This is a genomic window from Streptomyces hawaiiensis (assembly GCF_004803895.1).
GTDB lineage: Bacteria > Actinomycetota > Actinomycetes > Streptomycetales > Streptomycetaceae > Streptomyces > Streptomyces hawaiiensis.
Genome location: NZ_CP021978.1, coordinates 365,269 through 387,361 on the forward strand (window position 1 = coordinate 365,269; position 22,093 = coordinate 387,361).

The window sequence follows — 22,093 nt, forward strand, 5'->3', positions numbered from 1 at the left end:
ACAGTGGCGCGATCGCCATGGTTCAAAAGGATCCCGCCAGGGCGCTACTCGCCCTGGGTGAAGGTGCGCCGGTATTCGCTCGGGGTGGTGCCCAGGATGCGCTGGAAGTGCAGGCGCAGGTTCGCGCCGGTACCGAGCCCGACGTCGGCGGCGATCTGTTCGACGCCGCGCTCGGAGCGCTCCAGTAGTTCGCGGGCCAGGTCGATGCGGGCGCGCATCACCCACTGCATCGGCGTGTAGCCGGTCTCCTCGACGAAGCGCCGGGAGAACGTGCGCGCCGAGACGCCGGCCTGCTGCGCCAGCAGGTCGAGGGAGAGGGGTTCGCCGAGCCGGTGCAGCGCCCACTCGCGGGTGGCTCCGAAGCGCTCGCCGAGCGGCTCGGGCACACTGCGCGGCACGTACTGGGCCTGGCCGCCGCTGCGGTAGGGGGCCGCGACCAGACGGCGGGCCGCGTGGTTCGAGGCTGCCACTCCGAGGTCGCCGCGCAGGATGTGCAGGCACAGGTCGATGCCGGAGGCGGCGCCGGCCGAGGTGAGCACGCTGCCCTCGTCGACGAACAGGACGTTCTCGTCGACCTGGATGAGCGGATGTCTGGCCGTGAGTGCTCGCGTGTAGTGCCAGTGCGTCGTGGCGCGTCTACCGTCGAGCAGGCCCGTGGCGGCGAGCGCGAAGGCTCCGGTGGAGATGGCGGCGAGCCGCGCGCCCCGGGCGTGAGCGGCGATCAGCGCATCGACGACAGCCCGCGGAGGGCCCTCGCGGTCTGGGTGCCGGTACCCGGGGACGAAGACGATGTCCGCCCACGTCAGCGCGTCCAGGCCGTGGGCGACGGAGTACGACAGGCCGTCGCCGCCGGTCACGAGACCGGGTGTCGCCCCGCACACCCGCACCTCGTACGGCATGCTCGCGCGGGTCGTGAAAACCTGCGCGGGAATGCCGACATCGAGCGGCTTCGCACCCTCGAGCACGAGGACGGCGACGCGATGAAGACGGGAGGACGGCACGAGAAAGAGGCTACGGGGGGCGTGGCGTCGATCCGCCCACCGCCCGGGCCGGACGGACGACACCGGCCGGACTGCCTTCCGCCGTGCGGTCCACCGTCCGTCCGCTTGTTGAGGTGCTTCTGCGCCGTCTCCACTCGCTGGATGCCTGCCCGGGCACGGTCCACTGGGCGTTCCCGGCCCTCGGAATCGCCCTGGTGAGCCCGTCGCCAGAACGCGGGGGGGGAAGGCAAGTGGTCGCCCGGCCGGACCTCGTCGGCTCCCGGGCCCGGGAAGGCCGGCGTACGAAGCGCGGTTCGGCACGCGTGCCCTGGGTGTGCGGGATGAATCCGGAGCGGAGTCCATCATTTGTCCACGCATGACGATCAATGCGCCGCAGACCCTTCCCTTGTCATGCCCTCATCTGAAATCTTGCGTCGACCCATTCAGCCCACGGCCCGGTCGGCGCCACCCCTTGCCCCGGGCTCTCGGAGGATGCTGTGACAACCCCCCGCATATCCCAGCGCCGTCTCAGACGGTCGTTGCTGCCCGTCGCCGCTGCCGGAGCGGCTCTCGCGCTCGCCACGCCCGCCGGCGCGGCCGACGTGGACACCGGCCTTCCGCCGGGTCCGGCCGCGGCCCGCGCCGCCGTGCCCGCCCAGACCGCCGCCGGATGGGCCGCCGGCACCCGCTCCTACCTCGTCATCACCGCTGCCGGTGACACTTCGGCCGTACGCAACGCCGTGGCGGCGAAGGGCGGTTCGGTCTTCGCGCACTACGACGCGATCGGCGTGGTGGTCGCGCACTCCTCTTCGGCCGGCTTCGCCACCGCGATGCGCTCCGTCGCGGGTGTGCAGAAGGTCGGCGCGACCCGCACCTCGGACGTCCCCGCGGACGCCTACTCCCCCACCCTGCCGAGTGCCCCCGGGCAGTCGCCCACCAGTCTCACCGAGACCGCGCGGTGGGACATGACCAGGATCAACGCCGACAAGGCCTGGGCCGTCAGCACCGGCTCGTCGTCCGTCAAGGTGGGTGTTCTCGACACCGGAGTGGACGACCGGCACCAGGACATCGCGCCCAACTTCGACGCGTCAAACTCCGTTTCCTGCGCCTACGGCAAGGCCGACGCCCGTGCCGGAGCCTGGCGTGACGTCGGCACCCACGGCACACACGTGGCGGGCACCATCGCCGCCGCGAAGAACGGCAAGGGAGTGGTCGGTGTCGCGCCGGGCGTGACAATCGCCTCCGTGCGCATCGCGGAGCCGGGCACCAGCATGTTCTTCGCCGAGAACACCATCTGCGGGTTCATGTGGGCCGGTGACCGCGGCTTCGACGTCACCAACAACAGCTATTACACGGACCCGTGGATGTTCAACTGTCCCGACGACCCGGACCAGGCGGCCATCATCGAGGGTGTGCGCCGCGCCCAGGAGTACGCGGAGGGCAAGGGCTCGCTCCAGGTCGCGGCAGCGGGCAACTCCAACTACGACCTGGCGAACAAGCGCACTGACAGCTCCAGCCCGAACGACTCCACCCCCGTCAACCGCACCATCACGAACGCCTGCGTCGACATCCCGACGGAGCTGCCGGGCGTCGTGACCGTCGGGGCGATGGGCAACGGGAACATCAAGGCGTCCTACTCCAACTTCGGCCGGGACGTCATCGACGTCGGGGCCCCGGGCGGTGACGGAGCCTACGGCGTCTACTCCACGCTCCCCGGCGGCAAGTACGGGAACATGAACGGCACTTCGATGGCCTCACCGCATGTGGCCGGCGTCGCCGCGCTGCTGAAGAGTGCCGATCCGGCCGCCACCCCCGCTGAACTCCGTGCGCGACTGGGAAGCCAGGCCACGGACACCGCGTGCCCGTCCGACAGCCGCTGCACCGGCACCACGGCGAAGAACGCCTTCTTCGGGGAGGGTCAGGTCGACGCGCTGAAGGCCGTCGGTGGCACCACGCCGCAGCCCGGCCGGTACTTCGAGAACGCCACCGACGTCGCCGTCGCCGACAACGCCACGGTGGAGTCACCGATCACCGTGACCGGCGTGCCGGGCAATGCCCCGGCCGCATTGAAGGTCGGTGTGGACGTCAAGCACACGTACCGCGGCGACCTGGTGCTGTCACTCGTCGCCCCTGACGGATCGGTCTACCCCCTGGAGGACTTCGCCGACGGCGACAGCGGGGACGACGTGGTGAAGTCGTACACCGTCGACGCCTCGTCGGAGACCGCGTCCGGTACGTGGAAACTGCGCGTCCGCGACATCGCCGCACAGGACACCGGGCGGATCGACACCTGGAACCTCACCTTCTAGCAAAGGGGTTCCGCCGAGCGCGGACGCTCCTCGCGGCCGGGCGGCATCACCGCCCCGCCGCGAGGCCGTCGGCCAACCGGGGGAACATGTACGTGCTCGCCAGCAGCCCTGTGCCCAAAGCCGCTGCCTGCAGCACCTGGCGGATCAGCCCCGTCGCCCGTGACACCACCGTGCCCAGTGCCATCAGCAGCGACGAACGGGCCAGGCCCCCCTTGTTCGGCTTGGTCCTGCGAGCGGCGTGCCGTCCCTTTGTCTGCTGACCCGCGGACGCTCACTCCGCCTCGGTCTTCGCCCCCTCCTGGCCGGAACCGGCGCCCACCCCTATACGGTCATCAAGTGACCCAGAGGCCACCACACTGCTGGCTGCTCAGACCCGGTCGATGTGCACGCTTCGCCGACTTCACCCGGGACGGTGGCCCCATCCTCATCTCCAGCCCCAACTTCCCGCGGCCTGCCTTTCGTTCGGGCCATCACGCGTACTTCACCGGTTCCGTGACCTTCACCGGTTCCGTGCCGGCCGCACTGTGCCGCTCCGCCCAGGACTCCAGGGCCGTACGGCAGGCGTGGTCGAGGTGGTGCAGGCCGGACAGGTCCAGCTCGACCGGGCGGTCCTGCGGCAGGTTCTCCAGGCTTTCGAGGATCTTCGGCAGCCGCAGGAACGTCGCATTGCCCGACAGGTAGACCTGGATCGGACCGGCGCCCTTGTCTATGACCTCCAGTTTGACGTGTGAAGCCTCCCAGGCCGTCTTGACGACCGCCAGAGCCAGACCGATGAGCACACCCTCAAACATGTTCACGACGACGATCGAGACGGCCGTGATCACGAGGATGAGTGCCTCGCCCTTGTGCTCCCGCCACAGCGTGACGATCTGACGGAACGGGATCAGCTTCCAGCCCGCGTGCATGAGGATGCCGGCCAGGGCGGGAATCGGAATCAGGGCCAGGGCCCACGGCATCGCCGCTGCGAACAGCAGCAGCCACACACCGTGCAGCACACGGGACGCCTTGGTCTTCGCGCCCGCGTGGACGTTGGCGGAGCTGCGCACGATCACCGCGGTCATCGGCAGCGCGCCGAGCAGACCGCACAGGGTGTTGCCCGCGCCCTGGGCGATCATCTCCTTGTTGTACTGGGTGCGTGGGCCGTCGTGCAGCCGGTCCACGGCCGCCGCGCTGAACAGGCTCTCGGCGGAGGCGATCAGTGCGAACGCGATGATGGTGCCCCAGATGGCAGGGACGGCCAGCTCACTGAGGGCTTCGGAGCCGGGCAGCTGGATGACGCCGAGCAGACCCTCGACCTGGACGGTGGCGACCGGCAGGTCGAGGGCGAGGGTGGCGACCGTGGCCAGGATGACCGCCGCGAGGGCGCCGGGCACGGTCCGCACCGCCTTCGGCGTCTTCTTCCACAGCACGACGACGACGATCGTGCCCGCGCCGATCGCGAGGGAGGTCAGGGCCTCGGTGCTGCCGAGCGCGTCGGCGAACGCCCCGGGCAGACCCGCGATCTTTCCGATCCCGGTCTCCGGCGCCTTCAGGCCCGCCGCCGCGTAGATCTGGCCGGCGATGATCACCAGGCCGATACCGCAGAGCATGCCCTCGACGACGGAGAGGGAGATCGCCCGGAACCAGCGGCCGATCTTCAGATAGCCCATGGCGAGCTGGAGCAGCCCGGCGAACAGCACGATCACGCCGAGCGTACCCAGGCCGAACTCGCTGACGGCCTCGAAGACGATCACGGTCAGGCCGGCGGCGGGCCCGGACACCTGAAGACTGCTGCCGGGCATCAACCCGGCGACGAGGCCGCCGACGATGCCGGTGATGAGGCCGAGTTCGGCCGGGACACCGGAGGCGACCGCCACGCCGACGCACAGCGGTACGGCGACCAGGAAGACGACGATCGACGCGAGGAAGTCCTGCCGCAGGTAAGGGAACTTGGACAGCATGGTCATCAACTCCCCTATATCTCGAAGGTGTCGCAGCGGTCAGGACGCTGTCCGAATAAGCGGGCGTTGTCGATGGGTTGCATGGTGGGGGACCTCCTGGCGCGCCGTGGGGTGCGCGTCGGACTTACCGGGCAGGGGTGTGGGGTGCTCTTTCGCCGGTGCAGAGGAAACGGACCTTTGGCCTTGGTGTGACGGGTTGTTTAGCACCACTACCTTTTGCCTGTACCAATGGTCAGTCAAAGGTGAGTCAAGAACACGTTAACTTGGCAAAGTCGATTGCGGGGTTAACTGAGCGCTTGCGGGACCAGAGAGCCTGAAAACCGAAGTGGAGTTGGCGCGAAGCTGTCATTGCCCTAAGGAGAAGCACATTCATGCCCTCTTCCCGGAATCGAGCGTGAGTTCGTGAGCTGTGGTCACACAACCTTCACGCTCTCCCCTTCATCGGTCATGTCGTGACGGGGCACTCGGTCGGCGAAACCCAAGGAGGGGTGATCGGGTGTGATCGTCGCTGTGGCCGTGTTGTTGCTGCCCGCGCTCGGGGGGCTGCTGGTTGGTATGACCTGGTGGGAGGAGCGGCTGTTCCGCGCTTCTGGCGTACCGCGTCACGCCGGCACCCGCCGTCACCTGCGGCTCGTCCGCGGAGGGCGTGACACCCCAGCGCGTGCCTCGGAGCAGCGGCGCCACGCCGCTTGATGAGTCGGTGTGGCGCCGCGAACCGCGGTCGATAGGTGATACCGGCACTAACGCCAGTAGCGCAGCACCAAGCGGGGAGTGGAGCGGACGAGCCAGGCGGCGGCCAGGCCGATGGCGGCGCCGGTGGCGACGTCGCTCGGATAGTGGGCGCCGCTCTGGACACGTTCGACGGCCACCATCGCGGTCGGCACCGCACACAGGGCACCGGCCGGCGGCCAGGTGGGGGCGACGGCCGCCGTGAACGCGACTGCGGCCGACGTGTGCCCGGACGGAAACGACGACGACTCGGGACGGTCCTCGACCTCGTCGTGCGGGATCCACTCCCTCGGCGGCCGGGGGCGGTCGGCCAGCCGCTTGCACACGCCGTTCGAGGCCACCTGGGCCACGGCCACCGCCGCCAGTCCGGCGGCTGCCGCCGTGCGGCCGCGCCGGCCGCCCCGCCAGGCCATCATCGCGGCCACGCCGCACCACAGCTTGGTGCCCTCCGCCATCTCCTCCACGGCCGACAGCGTGCCGTGGACGCTCGGCGAGGTCCACGCGGCCACCCGCTGCGTCAGACGGCGATCAGCCTCACCCAGTTCTGCCAGCAAGCCCATGACCTCTGGGTATCCGCCGGATCAGCGGTCACACCCAAGATCTTCGGCAGCACCCGACACCATCAGGGACCGCCCTCGAGGCGACGCCGGTCCTCCTCGTCCCACTTCCCGGTGTCGCGCGGCCGGCTGGGCGCACGGGTCGGCCCGGCCGTCACGCGGAGGCCGGAGCCGCCGGTCCGACCAGTTCCGACAGCACGTCCTCCATGGTCACGAAGCCGATGACCGTGCCGCTCTGCCCCACGACGGCGGCCAGATGGCTGCCCTCGGCACGCAGGGCGGTGAGGGCGTCGTCCAGCGGGGTGTCGATGCGGACCTGGGTGACCTTGTGCAGCGCCGTGCGCGGGAAGAGCCGGTCGCGGTCGGTCAGGCCGAGGGTGTCCTTGATGTGCAGGTAGCCGAGGACTGTGCCCTCGGGGCCGGTGACCGGGAAGCGGGAGAAGCCCGCCTCGGCGGCCAGTCGTTCCAGCCGTGCCGGGGTGATCGTGTGGTCGACGGTACGCATCCGCCGCGCCGGGACCACGATCTCGCCCACCGGCCGTGTACCCAGCTCCAGTGCGTCGCGCAGCCGCTCGCCGTCGGCGGGTCCGAGCAGGCCGGCCTCGCTGGAATCGAGGACCATGCGGGCGAGCTGGTCGTCGGTGAAGGCCGACTCGACCCCGTCCTTCGGCTCCACGCGCAGCAGTTTCAGCAGGACGTTGGCGAAGGCGTTGATCCCGAACACGAACGGTCGCAGCGCCCGGGTCAGGGCCACCAGCGGCGGGGCCAGCAGCAGGGCGCTGGGCACGGGCGCGGCGAGCGCGATGTTCTTCGGGACCATCTCGCCGATCAGCATGTGCAGATACGTGGCGAGGGTGAGCGCGATGACGAACGCGATCGGGTGCACCAGGCCGTGCGGGATGTTGGCGGCTTCGAAGCCGGGCTCCAGCAGGTGTGCGATGGCGGGCTCGGCTACCGCGCCGAGCATCAGCGAGGAGACGGTGATGCCGAGCTGGGCGGTGGCCATCATCTGGGAGAGGTGCTCCAGCGCCCACAGCGTCATCCGCGCCCGCTTGTCGCCCGCCTGGGCGTGGGGTTCGATCTGGCTGCGGCGTACGGAGACCAGGGCGAACTCGGCGCCGACGAAGAACGCGTTGGTCAGCAGCGTCAGGGCGCCGACGGCCAGTTGGAGCGCGGTCATCGGACCTCCTCCATGAGCTGGGCGGGCAAGGCGACGGCCGACTCGGTGATGCGTATCCGGTCGGCGCGGTGGTGCTCGACCTCCAGCACTTCGAGCCGCCAGCCGTCGAGGGCCACGACGTCCCCCTTGCAGGGGATGCGGGCCAGGCGGGTGGCGATGAGTCCGGCCACCGTCTCGTACGGCCCTTCCGGGGCGGTGAGTCCTATGTCCGTGAGCTGGTCGATGCGGACGCTGCCGTCCGCCTCCCACACCGCGCGCCCGTCCCGCGTGGCGGGGGCGGGGACCAGGTCGGGTGCCTCGAAGGGGTCGTGCTCGTCGCGGACCTCGCCGACGACCTCCTCGACGATGTCCTCCACGGTCGCCACGCCTGCCGTGCCGCCGTACTCGTCGATGACCACGGCCATGGTGCGGTGCTCGCGCAGCCGCTCCAGCAGCCGGTCCGCGGTGAGGCTGTCGGGCACCAGCAAGGGCTCCGTGGTCAGCTCCGTCACCGGTGTGGCGGCCCGCTTCTCCGGCTCCAGGGCGAGCACGTCCCGGATGTGGACGGAACCCACCACCTCGTCCAGGCTGTCGCGGTAGACGGGGAAGCGGGACAGGCCGGTCGCGTGGGAGAGATTGGCCGCGTCTGCGGCCGTGGCGTGCACTTCCAGGGCCTTGACGTCGACCCTCGGCGTCATCACGTTCTCCGCTGTCAGCTCGCTCAGATGCAGGGTCCGCACGAACAGCTCGGCGGAATCCGCCTCGAGCGCACCCTCGGCGGCCGAGTGCCGGGCCAGCGCGCCCAGTTCCTCGGCGGTGCGCGCGGACGCCAGCTCCTCCGCCGGTTCCAGCCCGAGGCGGCGGACGAACCGGTTGGCGGTGCCGTTCAGATGTCCGATGAACGGGCCGAAGGCGGCCGTGAACGCGCGCTGCGGACCCGCGACCACCTTCGCGACCGCCAGCGGACGCGAGATCGCCCAGTTCTTCGGCACCAGCTCGCCGACCACCATCAGCACGACGGTGGAGATGACCACGCCCAGCACGGTCGCCACCGACGAGGCGGCACCGCCCAGGCCGATCGTCCGCAGCGGGCCGCGCAGCAGCGCCGCGAGGGACGGCTCGGCGAGCATGCCGATCACCAGGGAGGTGACGGTGATGCCCAACTGGGCGCCGGAGAGCTGGAGGGTCAATCCGCGTACGGCCTTCAGCGCGCCCTCGGCACCCTGCTCGCCGGCCTCGGCGGCACGCTCCAGGTCACCGCGTTCGACGGTGGTCAGCGAGAACTCGGCCGCGACGAACACCGCGCAGGTCAGCGTGAGGAGGAGGGCCAGCAGGAGCAGCAGGACCTCGGTCACCGTGCCACCCCCGCTCCCTCGATCGCATGGGTCCGGCGGGGAAGGGCACGGCTGGTACTGGGAGGCTCACCCATCGGGGGAACGTCGCTCCTTCTCGAAACACACGGACTGGGGGTGGAAACAGGATTGCCTGCTTCTACACCAACTGTAAAGGAGGAGCAAAAAACCCTGTCGCCCCACAACGCCGGCCAGTCGAGGCCGAGGTAGGTCATGCCCGCCCGTACCGCGTGCGGATGGTGTAGCGGGTGTACGAATCCGCTGTAGCAGGCGACAGCGTTAAACAGTCCCGGGTGCCGCGCGGCGTAGGACGGTGCTCTGAATCCGCCTTGGGACTCCCCTGCCGCCGCCCGCCGGGAGCCCGCGCCGTGGCCACGTTCCAGCAGGGCGAGACACCAGCGCTGCCTTGCCGATCGCGCGGGCCACGGTCCGGCGGCTGCCGACCGTCTGGGCCGCGTCCTCGTCCGCCCACCGTTCCGCCGTCTACGCCACCACCGTCCGCAACGGCCTCAGGAACGGGTTGGCCCGCGCGGCCAGCTGGGCCGCGAGAAGGAAGCGGTGGTGGCGGGCGGCCAGATGGGCACGCTCGTGGGCGAACAGCGCCCGGCGCTCGGCCGGTTCGAGGCAGTCCAGCAGGGCCGTGGTCACCACGACGCGATCGCGCCGGCCGCCCGGCAACGCGTAGGCGTAAGGGACGTCGTCCGGAAGTACGGCCACCCTCGTCTCCCGCAACCCGGCCAACGCCCGGTGAGCGCGACGACGCATCCGCCCGTGCCGCCACAGCACCTGGCCGCACGCCACCAGCACCGCACACAGAGCGGGAATCGCCGCCTTGCCCACGACCTCGTCGTACGGACCGCCGCCCGCACCTCGGGGTCCGACCAGCCGTCGGGCAGCGGGTTTCCGGGAAGCTGGGCGGTGCCGACCGCCATCACCAGGCCGAGGCACAGCGTGCTGCAAGCCGCCATCACCGCGGCCACCCAGGTCAGCAGTCGCGTCGCGGTCCGTGGATGCAGATGCTGCTCGGCCAGGCGCGCGATCGGCCACGCGGTCAAGGGCAGTACCAGCGGCAGAAAGACGAACACCCCCATGAGGCTTCAGTCTTCCCCTTCGTTCCTGGACTGATCCAGCAGTTCCCGCAGCAGCCGCTCGTCGTCCGGGCCGAGGCCGGTCACGAAGCTGGCCAGCACCGCCTCGCGGTCGCCCTCGGAGTCCAGTACCTTGCGCATCTTGTGGGCGGCCAGGCCGCCTGGTCCGACGCGGGCGTCCAGGCGAAGGAGCGGCCCGCGCGCTCTCGGGTGACCGCCCCCTTGACCAGCAGGCGGGTCAGGATGGTGATGACGGTCGTATGGGCGAGGTCTCCACCCAGGCGCTCCTGCACCCAGCCGGCCTGGCCGGGCCGTCCGCCTCCCGCAGCGCCGACAGGACCAGACTCGTGCTGCTGATCGCCCATGGCCTGCTGTTCGGCAACTCACGGGACTGAGGCGGGACATCGCGCGACCGCGCGACCCCGAGGCACGGCCGCGCCACCCTTCCGATTTCTCTACAGTGATGTAGATTCTTGAGCCTGGGTCCGTGCCGCGGGCCTCGACCGCACCTGTCGAGAAGGAGTACGCAGTGGGAGTTTCCCTGTCCAAGGGCGGCAACGTCTCGCTCAGCAAGGAAGCACCGGGCCTGACCGCCGTTCTGGTCGGTCTGGGCTGGGACGTCCGTACGACCACCGGCACCGACTACGACCTCGACGCCTCCGCCCTGCTCCTCGACCCGTCCGGCAAGGTCCTGTCGGATCAGCACTTCGTCTTCTACAACAACCTCAAGAGCCCCGACGGTTCGGTCGAGCACACGGGCGACAACCTCACCGGTGAAGGTGAGGGGGACGACGAGGTCGTCAAGGTGAACCTCGCTGCCGTACCCGCCGAGGTCGACAGGATCGTGTTCCCGGTGTCCATCCACGACGCCGAGAACCGCGGACAGAGCTTCGGCCAGGTCCGCAACGCCTTCATCCGTGTCGTCAACCAGGCCGGCGGCGCCGAGATCACCCGCTACGACCTGTCCGAGGACGCCTCCACCGAGACCGCGATGGTCTTCGGCGAGCTGTACCGCAACGGCGTGGAGTGGAAGTTCCGCGCCGTCGGGCAGGGCTACGCCTCGGGTCTGGCCGGTATCGCCTCCGACTTCGGCGTGGGCGTCTGACACCCCGCGGAGACGGCGCCGGGCCCACTCCCCCGGGACAGGTCCGGCGCCGCCCTACGCGCTGCACCGAGAGCGACACGGCTGGACCGGCACCAGGCCCTGCTGACCCGGGACATGCTGCCCCGCCTGCCCGGCACCTCCGTGCGGATCCGCCCCTCCGCCGCGCCCCGCCCCCGGGGGCGTCCGCACCACCGCCTCCCACGACCCCCGCACCACCACGAACCCCTAGGAGCACGCCAGTCATGTCGGTCAACCTGAGCAAGGGCCAGCAGATCAGCCTCAGTAAGTCCGACGGCACCGCCCTGACGTCCGTCCGCATGGGCCTGGGCTGGCAGGCCGCACCCCGCAAGGGCTTCCTCGCCAAGCTCACCGGGACGCGCGAGATCGACTTGGACGCCTCCGCCGTGCTCTTCGCCGCCGGACAGATGGCCGACGTCGTTTTCTTCCGCCACCTGGTCAGTGACGACGGCTCGATCCGGCACACCGGCGACAACCTCACCGGCGGTGCGGGCACGGGAGGCGACGACGAGGCCATCCTGGTCGACCTGGCCCGCGTACCCGGCCACATCGACCAGATCGTCTTCACCGTCAACTCCTTCACCGGCCAGACCTTCGCCGAGGTGCAGAACGCCTTCTGCCGTCTCGTCGACGAGACGACCGGCGCCGAACTGGCCCGCTACACGCTCACCGGCGGCGGCAGCCACACCGCCCAGATCATGGCGAAAGTCCACCGCTCCGGCGGCGGCTGGCAGATGAAGGCCATCGGCGCACCCGCCACCGGCCGCACGTTCCAGGACCTGCTTCCGGCGCTCACGCCCCACCTGTAGGCACCACCGCCGCGCCCATGAGAGAGGCGGCTGCCGGATCGGGCAGCCGCCTCACTGTGTACTTCTACGCCCGGTCAGCCCCGGACGATGTTCTGGGCCTGCGGGCCCTTCTGGCCCTGGCCGATGTCAAAGGTGACGTGCTCGCCCTCGGTCAGCTCGCGGTATCCGCTGCCCTGGATCTCGGAGTAGTGCGCGAAGACGTCCGGGCCTCCGCCGTCCTGCTCGATGAAGCCGAAGCCCTTTTCGGCGTTGAACCACTTCACGGTGCCGCTGGCCATACTGTCGATCCTTCGTTCATGCCCTGGAACAGCCCTTCATGCGGGCATGCTCCGGCTCCCGCAGTCGCACGAGCCAACACCCGTTCTACCCCAGAACACGGCGCTCACCCCGACTGATGACACAGCCGTTCTGCTTCTGCGGCCGGAGTGGCCACACGGCCGCTTCCGACGAGTCCGGACAGAACGTCAGTCGACGTAGGACTGGAGCGAGCCGCGGCGCCGGACGTCGAGGGTCGCGCAGTGGAACGAGCCGCCGAAGGGCGCGTAGTGCAGCAGGTCGCACGGGATCGGCTCGAAGCCCCACTTCTCCAGGGCGCGCAGCATGCCGGTGTGGTGCCGCTCGGCGATCACCCGCTTCTCGTCGACCATGAGCACGTTCATGCTGAGCCACTTGCCGCACATCGACGTGACCTTGAGCAGCCGCTCGCCGATCGGGTCGGGTTCGGGAGCGGCCAGGACGTCCCAGGAGTCCAGGACGTCCGGCAGCCGGCCGGGGTCGATGTACTCGGGGTTGATCAGCACTTTCCCGGGCGCGAGCAGGACGAACGTGGTGTCGATGTGCATGGGCGTGCGGCAGCGGCTGGCGATCTCGTGGATGCGGTAGCCCGGGCCGAGATGGCGGCGCAGCCAGTCGACGCCCATCCGGTTGGTGACGTTGCTGCGAGTGACGAACAGGTCCCGTCCCGCCCGGACGAAATCGGCCGCGTCGAAGACGGGCTCGAACTCGGTGAGGATGTACCGCATCGGCTCGTCCGGCCCGGGGACGCGGAAATCCGGATCGAACAGCTCCTCCGTGAGCTGCGGCTTGGGAGCCGCCGTCCAGCGCGCGCCGCGCCGGAAGTAGTCCTTCAGGAGCGGGCGGTAGGAGTGCGTCTCGAAGTACCGGCAGGGCCACGCCATGGGTGTTTCGATGATCTCGTCGCCGATCACGAGCATGCTGTCGCGCGGGCAGGTGTTGCAAAAACCGCGCGAGGTCCAGTCGGGTGTGCCGAAGCGGCGCCGGTGATCGACCGCCTCGGGGCGCCGGACCGTGACGCCCAGGGATTCGAGCAGGGCGACGAAGCCCTCGATCTCCTGCTGCGCCTTCTCCACGAGCAGACGCGGATAGCGCAAGCCGGCCGCGAGCCCCTGCAACCGCCCGGCCCACGTCGGCACGTTACAGGTCACCACCGCGTGATCGGAGGGGATCGTCGCGCCCTCCAGACGGCCGACGATGATCTCCTCCAGCGGATCCCACTCCGTGTGCGAGCAGACCGGCGACACCAGCCGCTCCGCACCGTCGTCATCGCCCGTCGCCGTACGCCGTTCAGGCGCCATGATCAGTCGCCGTCGCGGGCACGGGTCAGATCTGTCTTTCCGTCTTTCTTTCCGTCCCGGACGGCGGCGACTCCTCCCGTTCCCAGCCGGCCGGGTTTCGCCGGGTGGCGTCCCTCACCGCGTGGATCCGTTCCTGCTCGGGCTCGTACTGCCGGCATTCGGGGTTGTGGCAAGGGCCCGCGATCCAGATCGGAACATAGACACCCATGTTCTTGTGCCGCTTCACGACGGTGTCGACCGGCTGCTTGCACGAGCGACAGACGTGGCCGGAGGACGTTGCCTCCCCAGGTTTCCGTTCCCTGTCCATACCGCCATTTTACGACTGCTTTGCTTCCTTTTGGGAGCCCCTTGAAAGGAATTAGGGCGGAGGTGGCGGCTCAGGACGTCCGTCACCTGGCCTCCGGCGGTTCGCCACTGCCCTGCGGGCCGGACGGCCCCGGGCCGACCGCGCCCGGCCCTGCCGGCGGTTTCTCGGTGGGCCGGTCGGCTTCGGCGGTCGGGCCACCGCCGGGGCCGGGTGCGGGACGCAGCATGCTGAGCCCGATGGAGACGGCCAGCACCGCAGCGATGACGGCGAGACTGAGGGATGAGGGGATCTCCGGTACGGCAGTGCTGATCGTTTTGTGGGAGGCCTGGAGGATCAGCTTGACGGCGATGAAGGAGAGGATGAGTGCCAGGCCCTTGCTGAGGTGGTGGAAGCGGTCGAGCAGGCCGGCGAGCATGAAGTACAGGGCACGCAGGCCCAGGATGGCGAAGGCGTTGCTGGTGTAGACGATGAAGGCGTCGCTGCTGACGGCCAGGACGGCGGGCACGCTGTCGACGGCGAATACGAGGTCGGCTGCCTCGATGGCGGCGACGACGGCGAGCAGCGGGGTGGCGACGCGTTTTCCGGCTTCCTTGACGAAGAAGTGCGTGCCCGCGTAGTCGTCCCGAACGGGGATGATCTTACGGAGCAGCCTGACGGCGAAGCTCTTGCCGGGGTCGAAGCTGTCGTCCTCCTCTTTGAGGATCTTGTAGGTGCTGTAGAAGAGGATGGCGGCGAAGACGAACAGGACGGCGGTGAAGCGGCTGACCACCGCGACGCCGGCGGCGAGGAAGACGCCACGGAAGACCAGGGCGCCCAGGACTCCGAGAAACAGCACCCGGTGCTGGTAGGCGCGGGGCACCCGGAAGTAGCCGAAGATCAGCGCGAAGACGAAGAGGTTGTCGACCGACAGACTCTTCTCCAGCAGCCAGGCCGTGGTGTACTCCACGCCGGCGGTCGTACCGACCACCAGGTAGACGACGACACCGAAGGTGACGGCCAGGCCCACCCAGACTCCGCTCCAGGCGGCGGCCTCGCGAAAGCCGATCACGTGCGCCTGCCGGTGCGCGAGCAGATCCACCGCCAGCGACACCAGCACGGTGACGGCGAACACCAACCACAGCCACAGCGGCACGTCATGCACAGGTCCGACCCCCTACACGATCGACCGGCGCCCTCCTTCTTCGAGTCTGGGGCATGCGAAGGGGTGTGTCTCCCCGACCCCGCAGCGCCCATGACGGAGTCGGTGAGGTCGACGCGCGACCGTCAGGTCAGGGCGGGGTGTCGCCGGGTGCGCCGGGCAGGGCGAGGCGGGCCGTGATGCGCTTGCCGACCGCCTCCCGATCGACGGAGAAGCCCTCCGTCACCGCCTTGACGATCTCCAGGCCATGCTGACCGATCCTGCCGGGATCCGCGGCCCGGGCCGCGGGGACCGTGGTGTCGCTGTCCCAGACCACCACATCCACGGCTCCGGCACTGAGCCCCAGCTCCACCAGAACGGGACCCGGCGCGTACTTGCAGGCGTTGGTGACCAGCTCACTGACCACGAGCTGGGTGAGGTCCTTCACGCGCGCCGGCACCAGCAGGCCGTACTCGTCGCCGGCCTGGTCGAGGAAGGCGGCGGCGTGCTGGCGGGCGTCTGCGATGCAACCGTCATCGCCGCCCAGGGCAAAGCCCACACGCACCAGATACTCTTCCGGCGCTGTACACACGTCACCATCGGCATCAGATTTCACTGGCTCGCCCTCACTCCCCCGTTTCGCGCGCCACTACCCCGTCTTTCACCATGCATGCCGCATGGGTGATGTTCGAAACAGTTACGTGGATGCATCCGACCGGAACGGTGGGGCAGAATCATCCGCGCGCGTCCTGAACCGGGGACAGCCTGAATCGCAGTCGAGGAGACCGTGGCCCACATCGAACCAGCGGACCGGCCAGAGCGGCTCTCCGTCGAACACCGCGTGATCGAGGGCATCCGTGTCGTGACCCTGCGGGGCGAGATCGACCACGACGTCCAGGACGTGCTCGGCCGAGCCCTGCTGGTGGAAGATCTGGCCGCGCCGCCACGGATAGTCGCCGATCTCAGCGGTGTCACCTTCATGGATTCCAGCGGCATCAACGTCTTCGTCGCCGCCTACCAGCAGGTGAGCGACGCAGACGGTTGGGTGCGCATCGCCGGGGCCCAGGAGTCCGTCCTGCGCGTCCTGCAGTTGGTCGGCGTCGACACCCTCATCCCCTGCCACCCCACAACCGAGCAGGCCTTGACCACCTGACCGCCGCCCGGGCCGCCCCCGGAATCAGCGGACGCAGACGCAGAACAGACAGACGCAGCAGGCGATCACGCCTCCCATGCCGTGGCCGATCAGGCCGACGGCATCCTGGCCGTGCCCGGTCGGTGGGGCAGCGGCAGCGACCTCGGCTCCAGATGGGCCCGCGCGACTGATTCACGGTGCTGCGGGAGGCCTGCCGACCCGCCCCGCCGGCTGAGGCCGGGCGCTTAGCCTTCACCGCCATCCATTGCAACGATGAGCAATCACACCCGTTGCATTACCCCAGGTTCATTGCAATGAATCCACTATCCCCACCTGCACACACGAGGTTTACGCACAATAACTCCGTTGCCCCACACGCGAATGCAACGTAGCGTTTCCGTCAACAGAAACATTCGCGGGTCCGTGCAGGTCGAAGGACGCACGCGTCGCGGAGCGGGCGGGGGGACATCATGGAGACAGCGCAGAGACAGCAAGCGGCACCCGGTGCCCTTACCGCCTTCGCCCGCTTCGTGCTCTGCGGCGGCGGCGTGGGACTCGCCTCCAGCTTCGCCGTGGTGGCTCTCGCCTCATGGATGCCCTGGGTTCTGGCCAACGCCCTGATCACCGCGGTGTCCACGCTCCTCGCCACCGAGCTGCACGCCAGATTCACCTTCGGCGCAGGCCGGCACGCGACCTGGCGTCAGCATGCGCAGTCGGCCGGGTCCGCGGCGGCCGCGTATGCAGTGACCTGCGTGGCAATGTGCGTGCTGCATCAGCTGGTTGAGGCACCCGGCGCGATGGTCGAGCAGGTCGTCTACCTGTCCGCCTCCGCACTCGCCGGTATCGCACGGTTCGCGGTCCTGCGCCTTGTCGTCTTCGCGCGGCACCTCGCGCAGACCGCTCCCACTGCCCGCGCCGTCATCCCGTGCTCGTCCATGGGCCGTGCCTCGAAAGCAGCCGACTCAGTGGTGATGCTGTGCCGCACGGCCTGAACGTCGCCACAGCGACCCGCCATCCGAGGGCGGGCCGCACGCGGTCAGTCATTGACCTGGATCAGAGGCGGCCCCCGGGAAGAAGTCGGCGCCCTGGACGTACGCCATCGCCTTGACCCAGTACGGGTCGCCGAGGCGGCGTTCCATCTCCTCCGGGCTGACGTCCTCCACCCGCGTCTGAAGCCACCACAGGTTGCCCAATGGGTCGCGTACCCGCCCGATCCGGTCGCCGAAGAAGAGGTGCGTCACCTCGGTCACGGACGTGCCGCCGGCCGCGACGGCCCTGCGGTGCGCGGCGTCGGCGTCCTCGACGTAGAGGCGCAGAAAGGCGGGGGTCAGCGGCCAGTCCGACGGTGCGTCGAACGGCATGACGACGGAGTCGCCGATCCGTACCTCCGCGTGCCCGATCCGGCCGTCCTCCCCGACGACCCGGGCGATCTCCTCGGCGTCGAACGCCTCCTTCAGGTAGTCGATGAGCCGGGCCGTGTCGCGCGAGATGATCCACGGCGTGACGGTGTGGTAGCCGTCCGGGATCGGTTTTACGGTCATCCGCTGCCTCCTCGGTTCCTGCTGCTCCTTCCGACGCTACGGGCCCTATAGGCCAGCTTTTGACCTACGCCACGGTGGAACTGGCGGTCCGCATCCTGCGCGGCCTGCCCACGACGCACCCCGCCCGGGCACCGCTCGCCCGCAGGGCAGGCGAGTGCGCCGCCTCGGCTCCGGCGAGCACGGCCCACCTCACGCGCCTGGCCGGCGACTCCTGGCGGGCAGCACTGCGGAGCGACGAGACGCGGGCCCTGGACGCCACGGTCACCGTGCTGGAAACCCTGTTGGCCGCGTTCCCCGATGAGCACCCTGAACGAGCCGGCCGCCTGTCCAACCACGGGCTCGCCCTGCGTGAGCGGTACCGCATGACGGGAAACGCGGACGATCTGGAAGCCGCCGCCCGGGCCGGCCGGGCTGCCGTCACGGCGACCCCCGACGATCCGGAGCACCGCGCCGACCTGGCCGACCACTACCACAACCTCACCGCCACCCTCACCCGGCAGCACGAGACCGATCCCACTGACGACCGCCTCCGCGCCGCCTCGACGCCGCCCGACGCGCCGACGAGACGACCCCCGCTGGAGATCCCCACCTGCGGGACCGGGCCGTCAACCTGTGCGCGCTGTCGCTGGTCGCGTACGGGCGGACCGGGGGGCGGGAGGACCTGAGCACCGCCGTCCGCGCGCAGCACACCGTTCTCGACCTCACGTCGGCGGACGACGCCGCGTGGCCCCAAAGCGCCGCCCGGCTGGGCGCGTTGCTGTGGACCCGTTACGAGCTGGAGGGGAAGGAAGCCGATCTGCGAGAGGCCATCGGCTTGCTCCGCGATGCCCTGTCGGCCCTGTCCTGTCTGCCGGACGCCGATGACACACGGACCCCGGCCCTCACGGACCTGGGCGGCGCGCTGCTCGGCAGGCACCAACGGCAGGGCGACCCCGCCGACCTGGACGAAGCCGCGCGACTTCTCGGCGAAGTGGTCGCCGCCCCGTCGGCGGGCAGGCCCGTGCCCGTCACCCCACGGGTCAACCTGGGCGCCGTGCTGTTCACCCGGCACCAGTTGACGGGGGATCCCGGGGATCTACGGAAGGCCATCGAGCACCTCGAAGTCGCCGTCGTCTCTCACCCCGGACGGGGCCGGGCGGCCTCCGGAGCGGTCGGGAATCTCTCCGCCGCGCTCCTGTCCCGTTATGAACTCTCCGGTGACCGGGAGGATGTGGAAGGCGCGGTCACCCACGGACGCACCGCCGCGGCCCACGTAACCGAGGGTGAACCGGACCACGCGGAGCGGCTCTCGCACCTGGGCAGGGCCCTCCCACCACCGGTACGAACTGACCGGCTCCGCAGCGGATCTGGAAGAGGCCGTCCATCTCCTCACCAAGGCCCGCAGCGCCCTCCCGGAAGGGCACCCGAAACGGCCGATGGCCCTCTCCCTGCTCGCCGTCGCCTTGCCCACCCGATACGAGCAGCGCGGAGCACTCGCCGACCTGACGGACGCGAATCGAAGCCCACCGGGCGGCCGCCGACGCCGTACTGCCCGGCAACCCCCTGCGCGCGACCATGCTCTCCGACCTCGCCGCCGTGCTCTGGGCGTGGTACGAGAGGACGGGGCGGGCGCAGGCCCTCGACGAGGCGGCCGGCCTGCTGCGGACAGCGCTGGACGCCACCCCGGACCGGCATCCTCAGCCGAGCACCCAGTCCACTGCGTCGAAGTCCGGGTCACCCCACGCGGGCCTCGGATCGATGGCCACCATGCGGCCGCCCGGGCCCATCAGCACATTGGCCGAGTGAAGATCGCCGTGCACGAGCCCCACGGGGCCGCTCTTGCAGAGCTCCAGGGACTCCGTCCGGGCACGATCGAGCAGTTCCGGGTCGAACCGCTCACTTCCCTCTGCGGCCGCGAGCCTGCGCTCGGCCAAGCCGGAGAGGAAATCGATCCGGTCCGCCAGGGGCCGCAGTACCGAACATCCCACGGGGTTCGGGGCGTTCACCCGCAGGTCGCGGAGCAGGACCGCCACCTCGGGCAACCGCCAGCCGAGCCGCTTCACCGGCTGACCTGGTTCAACGTCCTCCAGGAGCAGGGCTCCGACGGTGAGATCCCGGGCCGGCAAATTGACCACCGCGGATGTTCCGGTCCAGAGGGACAGTGCTTCCGCCTCCTCCTCAGCGATCGCCGCCTCGGGCGTGACCTTCAACCACACCGTCTGGCCGACACCACGCCGAAGGCAACGGAAGACTCGCGAGGTGCCTCCGCCCAGGGACTCCACCGCGCGCAGATCCCAGCGCGCAGCGAGCTCACCGACGAGAGCGGGCAAGGCGTCGCACCAGGCGATCACCTCGGGCCCGAACCGTACGACGAACGATCCCGGGCCGCCTGTGGCACGAAGGCCGGCTCACTCACACAACCCCCAACACTCGACGCTGCGCGAAGCCTACAAACCAGAGCGCGATCCCGGTCGGTCGGAGTAACCGATGGTCACAGTCTGGCTGCTTCACTCTCCCGGACGGTGCCGAGCACGCCATTCCGTGGTGCAGTCAGGTCATGGCCTCACCGCCCACGGATGCCCAGGACTCCCAGGACACTCCCCGACGCGAACGCCCCTCCCGGCTGATCGACATCGCCGTTGCCCTGCTGCTCCTGGTCGCGGACGCGGTCATCATCGTCGCCGGCGGGCTGATGCTCGTCGCGGTCGGCATGGGAAGCATGCATTCGCCACACTCCTCGCGACCCGCGCAGTCCCGCGACACCCCCATCCTGGTGTGGCTCGTCATCTGGGGCATCCCGGCCGTGGCAGCGACCGGCGCCTTCGTGCACGCCCGCCTGCGGATGCCCGTCACCGCCGTGGTGCAGAGCCTGTTCACAGTCGTCTGCGCGTTCCTGGCCGTCGCATGGACGCGCATGCTGCTGTCGTGACGCCGGTCGCTCCAGGGGCAGGCGCGTGCCGGAGCAGGAGAAGGCATGGGGAAGGGCCGCTTCGACCTCCCCAGGTGTCGCAGCCCTTCCCGTCCAGCAGCAAGCGATTACCCCGACCTAGGGATTACACGCCTCACTCTCCGGGCTGGAGGGTCAGTGGTGCTGGTCCTTAAGGACTCCGATCAACTCGGTGAGCGCCGGCAGCGCCTCCTCGGACGACGACGACACCGTCATCTCCACGGCCCCGGGCGACCTCCCGCCGGGCTGGTCCGACCGCACCGACCGACCGGCCAGTGCGTACCGGGCTCGTCGGTGCCGGAGCCAAGATCGATTGTCAGTGGTGGGTGAGAAGGTAGGAACATCAAGCCGGAACGAGGGGGAGCTGTGATGACCGGAACCCAGAATTACATCAATCACGTTGCTCTAGTGCTGGATGCCAGCTCGTCCATGTCGCACCTGAGCCGCAAAGTCGTCGAAGTCGCCGACCAGCAGATCGCGTATCTCGCCCGCCGTTCGAGGGAACTGGACCAGGAAACCCGCGTCACGGTGTACGTCTTCGCCGACAAGGTGGAGTGCGTCATCTACGACAAGGACGTGCTGCGCATGCCGTCCCTGAAGCAGCTGTACCGCACCGGTGGAATGACGGCCCTTCTGGCAGCCGCACTGAAGTCACAGCGCGAGCTGGCTCAGACAGCCCAACTGTACGGCGACCACAGTTTCTTGACGTTCGTGCTGACCGACGGACAGGAGAACGCGAGCCACCGCTGCCAGGACGCCCCCGCCAAGGATCCACGTCAACTGGTCCAGGCCGTCGCCCAGATGATCGAGACGCAGCAGGACAACTGGACGCTGGCCGTGCTGGTCCCGGACCAGATGGGCAAGCGCGAGGCCATGCAGTGCGGTTTCCCCAAGGACAACATCGCCATCTGGGACGCCACCAGCACACAGGGCCTGGAAGAGGCCGGGCAGGTCATCCAGCAGGCCACCGAAAATTTCATGATGGGCCGTGCCCAGGGCATCCGGGGATCGCGCGCGGTGTTCTCCACCGGCGCGGAAGCGGTCAATGAAGACACCATCAAGGCAGCCGGTCTCAGCCCGGTCGATCCGACGACGTACCAGCTGATTCCGGTGGCTCGCGACGCGGCAATCAAGGAGTGGGTCATCGAATGCGGCCACACCTATCGGACCGGTGCGGCGTTCTACCAGCTGAGCAAGTCGGAGAAAATCCAGGCACAAAAGCAGATAGCGGTGCTGGAAAAGAAGACGGACCGTGTGTACACGGGACCCGAAGCCCGAGCCCTGCTCGGCCTGCCTGACACCGAAGCCCGTGTCAAGCCGGACCACAACGACCACTTCACCATTTTCGTGCAGAGCACCAGTGTCAACCGGAAACTCGTACCCCACACGCGGCTGCTGCTCATGCTCTGACATTCATCGAGCGATGGAG

Annotated in this window: 21 protein-coding genes and 3 pseudogenes; 8 read left to right on the top strand and 16 right to left on the bottom strand. The window is 69.4% G+C overall.

Annotation, left to right across the window (positions count from 1 at the left end):
* Nucleotides 1–44: 44 nt before the first annotated feature.
* Nucleotides 45–1,001 (bottom strand): GlxA family transcriptional regulator, encoded by a 957-nt coding sequence (locus CEB94_RS01725; protein WP_175430453.1) that lies wholly within the window; start codon nt 999–1,001, stop codon nt 45–47.
* Between the two features lie 476 nt (nt 1,002–1,477).
* Here CEB94_RS01725 and CEB94_RS01730 point away from each other — a divergent pair, with 476 nt between their 5' ends.
* The gene (locus tag CEB94_RS01730) at nt 1,478–3,289 is read left to right on the top strand and encodes a S8 family peptidase (protein WP_246111675.1); all 1,812 of its coding nucleotides are present in this window, start codon (nt 1,478–1,480) and stop codon (nt 3,287–3,289) included.
* 88 nt (nt 3,290–3,377) lie between these two features.
* Here CEB94_RS01730 and CEB94_RS42120 read toward each other — a convergent pair.
* The 8 genes and pseudogenes from CEB94_RS42120 to CEB94_RS01765 all read right to left on the bottom strand — a co-directional run.
* Nucleotides 3,378–3,548: pseudogene (locus tag CEB94_RS42120) on the bottom strand (murein biosynthesis integral membrane protein MurJ); the annotation flags it as partial.
* 211 nt (nt 3,549–3,759) lie between these two features.
* Nucleotides 3,760–5,229, bottom strand: coding sequence for a SulP family inorganic anion transporter (locus tag CEB94_RS01735; protein ID WP_175430454.1), 1,470 nt, complete (start codon nt 5,227–5,229; stop codon nt 3,760–3,762).
* A 740-nt stretch (nt 5,230–5,969) separates the two neighbouring features.
* Complete coding sequence (locus CEB94_RS01740; RefSeq protein ID WP_175430455.1) at nt 5,970–6,518, bottom strand: phosphatase PAP2 family protein; 549 nt, start codon at nt 6,516–6,518, stop codon at nt 5,970–5,972.
* Nucleotides 6,519–6,669: 151 nt separating this feature from the next.
* On the bottom strand, nt 6,670–7,695 hold the full coding sequence (locus tag CEB94_RS01745; RefSeq protein ID WP_175430456.1) for a hemolysin family protein: 1,026 nt from the start codon (nt 7,693–7,695) through the stop codon (nt 6,670–6,672).
* The gene (locus CEB94_RS01750; protein ID WP_175430457.1) at nt 7,692–9,029 is read right to left on the bottom strand and encodes a hemolysin family protein; all 1,338 of its coding nucleotides are present in this window, start codon (nt 9,027–9,029) and stop codon (nt 7,692–7,694) included. The genes CEB94_RS01745 and CEB94_RS01750 overlap by 4 nt, the downstream gene beginning before the upstream one ends.
* Nucleotides 9,026–9,412, bottom strand: coding sequence for an alpha/beta hydrolase-fold protein (locus CEB94_RS01755; RefSeq protein WP_175436844.1), 387 nt, complete (start codon nt 9,410–9,412; stop codon nt 9,026–9,028). The genes CEB94_RS01750 and CEB94_RS01755 overlap by 4 nt, the downstream gene beginning before the upstream one ends.
* Nucleotides 9,348–10,117: pseudogene (locus CEB94_RS01760) on the bottom strand (M56 family metallopeptidase); the annotation flags it as partial. The pseudogene CEB94_RS01760 and the gene CEB94_RS01755, both read right to left, overlap by 65 nt.
* 6 nt (nt 10,118–10,123) lie before the next feature.
* Nucleotides 10,124–10,496: pseudogene (locus tag CEB94_RS01765) on the bottom strand (BlaI/MecI/CopY family transcriptional regulator).
* Between the two features lie 147 nt (nt 10,497–10,643).
* Here CEB94_RS01765 and CEB94_RS01770 point away from each other — a divergent pair.
* A complete protein-coding gene (locus CEB94_RS01770) occupies nt 10,644–11,219 on the top strand; it encodes a TerD family protein (RefSeq protein WP_175430458.1) in 576 nt (191 codons plus the stop codon).
* Between the two features lie 242 nt (nt 11,220–11,461).
* Nucleotides 11,462–12,046 carry a TerD family protein gene (locus CEB94_RS01775; protein ID WP_175430459.1) on the top strand — a complete coding sequence of 195 codons (585 nt, stop codon included), beginning with the start codon at nt 11,462–11,464 and terminating at the stop codon, nt 12,044–12,046.
* Between the two features lie 74 nt (nt 12,047–12,120).
* On the opposite strand, the gene CEB94_RS01780 is transcribed toward CEB94_RS01775, so the two are convergent.
* The 5 genes from CEB94_RS01780 to CEB94_RS01800 all read right to left on the bottom strand — a co-directional run bounded on the left by CEB94_RS01780 (nt 12,121) and on the right by CEB94_RS01800 (nt 15,681).
* Entirely contained in the window at nt 12,121–12,324 is a 204-nt protein-coding gene (locus CEB94_RS01780; protein WP_031139796.1) for a cold-shock protein, read from the bottom strand.
* 186 nt (nt 12,325–12,510) lie between these two features.
* Nucleotides 12,511–13,641, bottom strand: a complete 1,131-nt coding sequence (locus tag CEB94_RS01785; protein ID WP_175430460.1) for an amidinotransferase — start codon at nt 13,639–13,641, stop codon at nt 12,511–12,513.
* A gap of 25 nt (nt 13,642–13,666) precedes the next feature.
* A complete protein-coding gene (locus tag CEB94_RS01790) occupies nt 13,667–13,948 on the bottom strand; it encodes a hypothetical protein (RefSeq protein ID WP_175430461.1) in 282 nt (93 codons plus the stop codon).
* 82 nt (nt 13,949–14,030) lie between these two features.
* Nucleotides 14,031–15,089, bottom strand: coding sequence for a TerC family protein (locus CEB94_RS01795; protein WP_246111676.1), 1,059 nt, complete (start codon nt 15,087–15,089; stop codon nt 14,031–14,033).
* A gap of 127 nt (nt 15,090–15,216) precedes the next feature.
* Nucleotides 15,217–15,681: an ATP-binding protein gene (locus tag CEB94_RS01800; RefSeq protein ID WP_175430462.1), complete on the bottom strand. Its 465-nt coding sequence runs from the start codon at nt 15,679–15,681 to the stop codon at nt 15,217–15,219.
* A 171-nt stretch (nt 15,682–15,852) separates the two neighbouring features.
* Between CEB94_RS01800 and CEB94_RS01805 the strand changes: the two genes are divergently transcribed.
* Together CEB94_RS01805 and CEB94_RS01810 are read left to right on the top strand one after the other, a co-directional pair.
* Nucleotides 15,853–16,218, top strand: coding sequence for an STAS domain-containing protein (locus tag CEB94_RS01805; RefSeq protein WP_175430463.1), 366 nt, complete (start codon nt 15,853–15,855; stop codon nt 16,216–16,218).
* 449 nt (nt 16,219–16,667) lie between these two features.
* Nucleotides 16,668–17,189, top strand: coding sequence for a GtrA family protein (locus CEB94_RS01810; RefSeq protein WP_175430464.1), 522 nt, complete (start codon nt 16,668–16,670; stop codon nt 17,187–17,189).
* Nucleotides 17,190–17,237: 48 nt separating this feature from the next.
* Here the strand turns inward: CEB94_RS01810 and CEB94_RS01815 are convergent, their stop codons facing one another.
* Nucleotides 17,238–17,738, bottom strand: coding sequence for a VOC family protein (locus CEB94_RS01815; protein WP_175430465.1), 501 nt, complete (start codon nt 17,736–17,738; stop codon nt 17,238–17,240).
* A gap of 59 nt (nt 17,739–17,797) precedes the next feature.
* On the opposite strand from CEB94_RS01815, the gene CEB94_RS01820 reads away from it, so the two are divergent.
* On the top strand, nt 17,798–18,403 hold the full coding sequence (locus tag CEB94_RS01820; protein ID WP_175430466.1) for a hypothetical protein: 606 nt from the start codon (nt 17,798–17,800) through the stop codon (nt 18,401–18,403).
* 1,011 nt (nt 18,404–19,414) lie between these two features.
* Here CEB94_RS01820 and CEB94_RS01825 read toward each other — a convergent pair.
* Nucleotides 19,415–20,047, bottom strand: a complete 633-nt coding sequence (locus CEB94_RS01825; RefSeq protein WP_246111678.1) for an aminoglycoside phosphotransferase family protein — start codon at nt 20,045–20,047, stop codon at nt 19,415–19,417.
* A gap of 227 nt (nt 20,048–20,274) precedes the next feature.
* Here CEB94_RS01825 and CEB94_RS01830 point away from each other — a divergent pair, with 227 nt between their 5' ends.
* Nucleotides 20,275–20,646, top strand: coding sequence for a hypothetical protein (locus tag CEB94_RS01830; protein ID WP_175430468.1), 372 nt, complete (start codon nt 20,275–20,277; stop codon nt 20,644–20,646).
* 387 nt (nt 20,647–21,033) lie between these two features.
* Nucleotides 21,034–22,074, top strand: coding sequence for a vWA domain-containing protein (locus CEB94_RS01835; protein WP_175430469.1), 1,041 nt, complete (start codon nt 21,034–21,036; stop codon nt 22,072–22,074).
* The last annotated feature ends 19 nt before the right edge of the window (nt 22,075–22,093 follow it).

Bases quoted from the DNA above. Each gene is read 5' to 3' on its own strand.
- CEB94_RS01735 (WP_175430454.1), bottom strand. From the start codon at position 5,229: ATGCTGTCCAAGTTCCCTTACCTGCGGCAGGACTTCCTCGCGTCGATC.
- CEB94_RS01740 (WP_175430455.1), bottom strand. From the start codon at position 6,518: ATGGGCTTGCTGGCAGAACTGGGTGAGGCTGATCGCCGTCTGACGCAG.
- CEB94_RS01745 (WP_175430456.1), bottom strand. From the start codon at position 7,695: ATGACCGCGCTCCAACTGGCCGTCGGCGCCCTGACGCTGCTGACCAAC.
- CEB94_RS01775 (WP_175430459.1), top strand. From the start codon at position 11,462: ATGTCGGTCAACCTGAGCAAGGGCCAGCAGATCAGCCTCAGTAAGTCC.
- CEB94_RS01780 (WP_031139796.1), bottom strand. From the start codon at position 12,324: ATGGCCAGCGGCACCGTGAAGTGGTTCAACGCCGAAAAGGGCTTCGGC.
- CEB94_RS01785 (WP_175430460.1), bottom strand. From the start codon at position 13,641: ATGGCGCCTGAACGGCGTACGGCGACGGGCGATGACGACGGTGCGGAG.
- CEB94_RS01790 (WP_175430461.1), bottom strand. From the start codon at position 13,948: ATGGACAGGGAACGGAAACCTGGGGAGGCAACGTCCTCCGGCCACGTC.
- CEB94_RS01810 (WP_175430464.1), top strand. From the start codon at position 16,668: ATGGAGACAGCGCAGAGACAGCAAGCGGCACCCGGTGCCCTTACCGCC.
- CEB94_RS01815 (WP_175430465.1), bottom strand. From the start codon at position 17,738: ATGACCGTAAAACCGATCCCGGACGGCTACCACACCGTCACGCCGTGG.
- CEB94_RS01830 (WP_175430468.1), top strand. From the start codon at position 20,275: ATGGCCTCACCGCCCACGGATGCCCAGGACTCCCAGGACACTCCCCGA.
- CEB94_RS01835 (WP_175430469.1), top strand. From the start codon at position 21,034: ATGACCGGAACCCAGAATTACATCAATCACGTTGCTCTAGTGCTGGAT.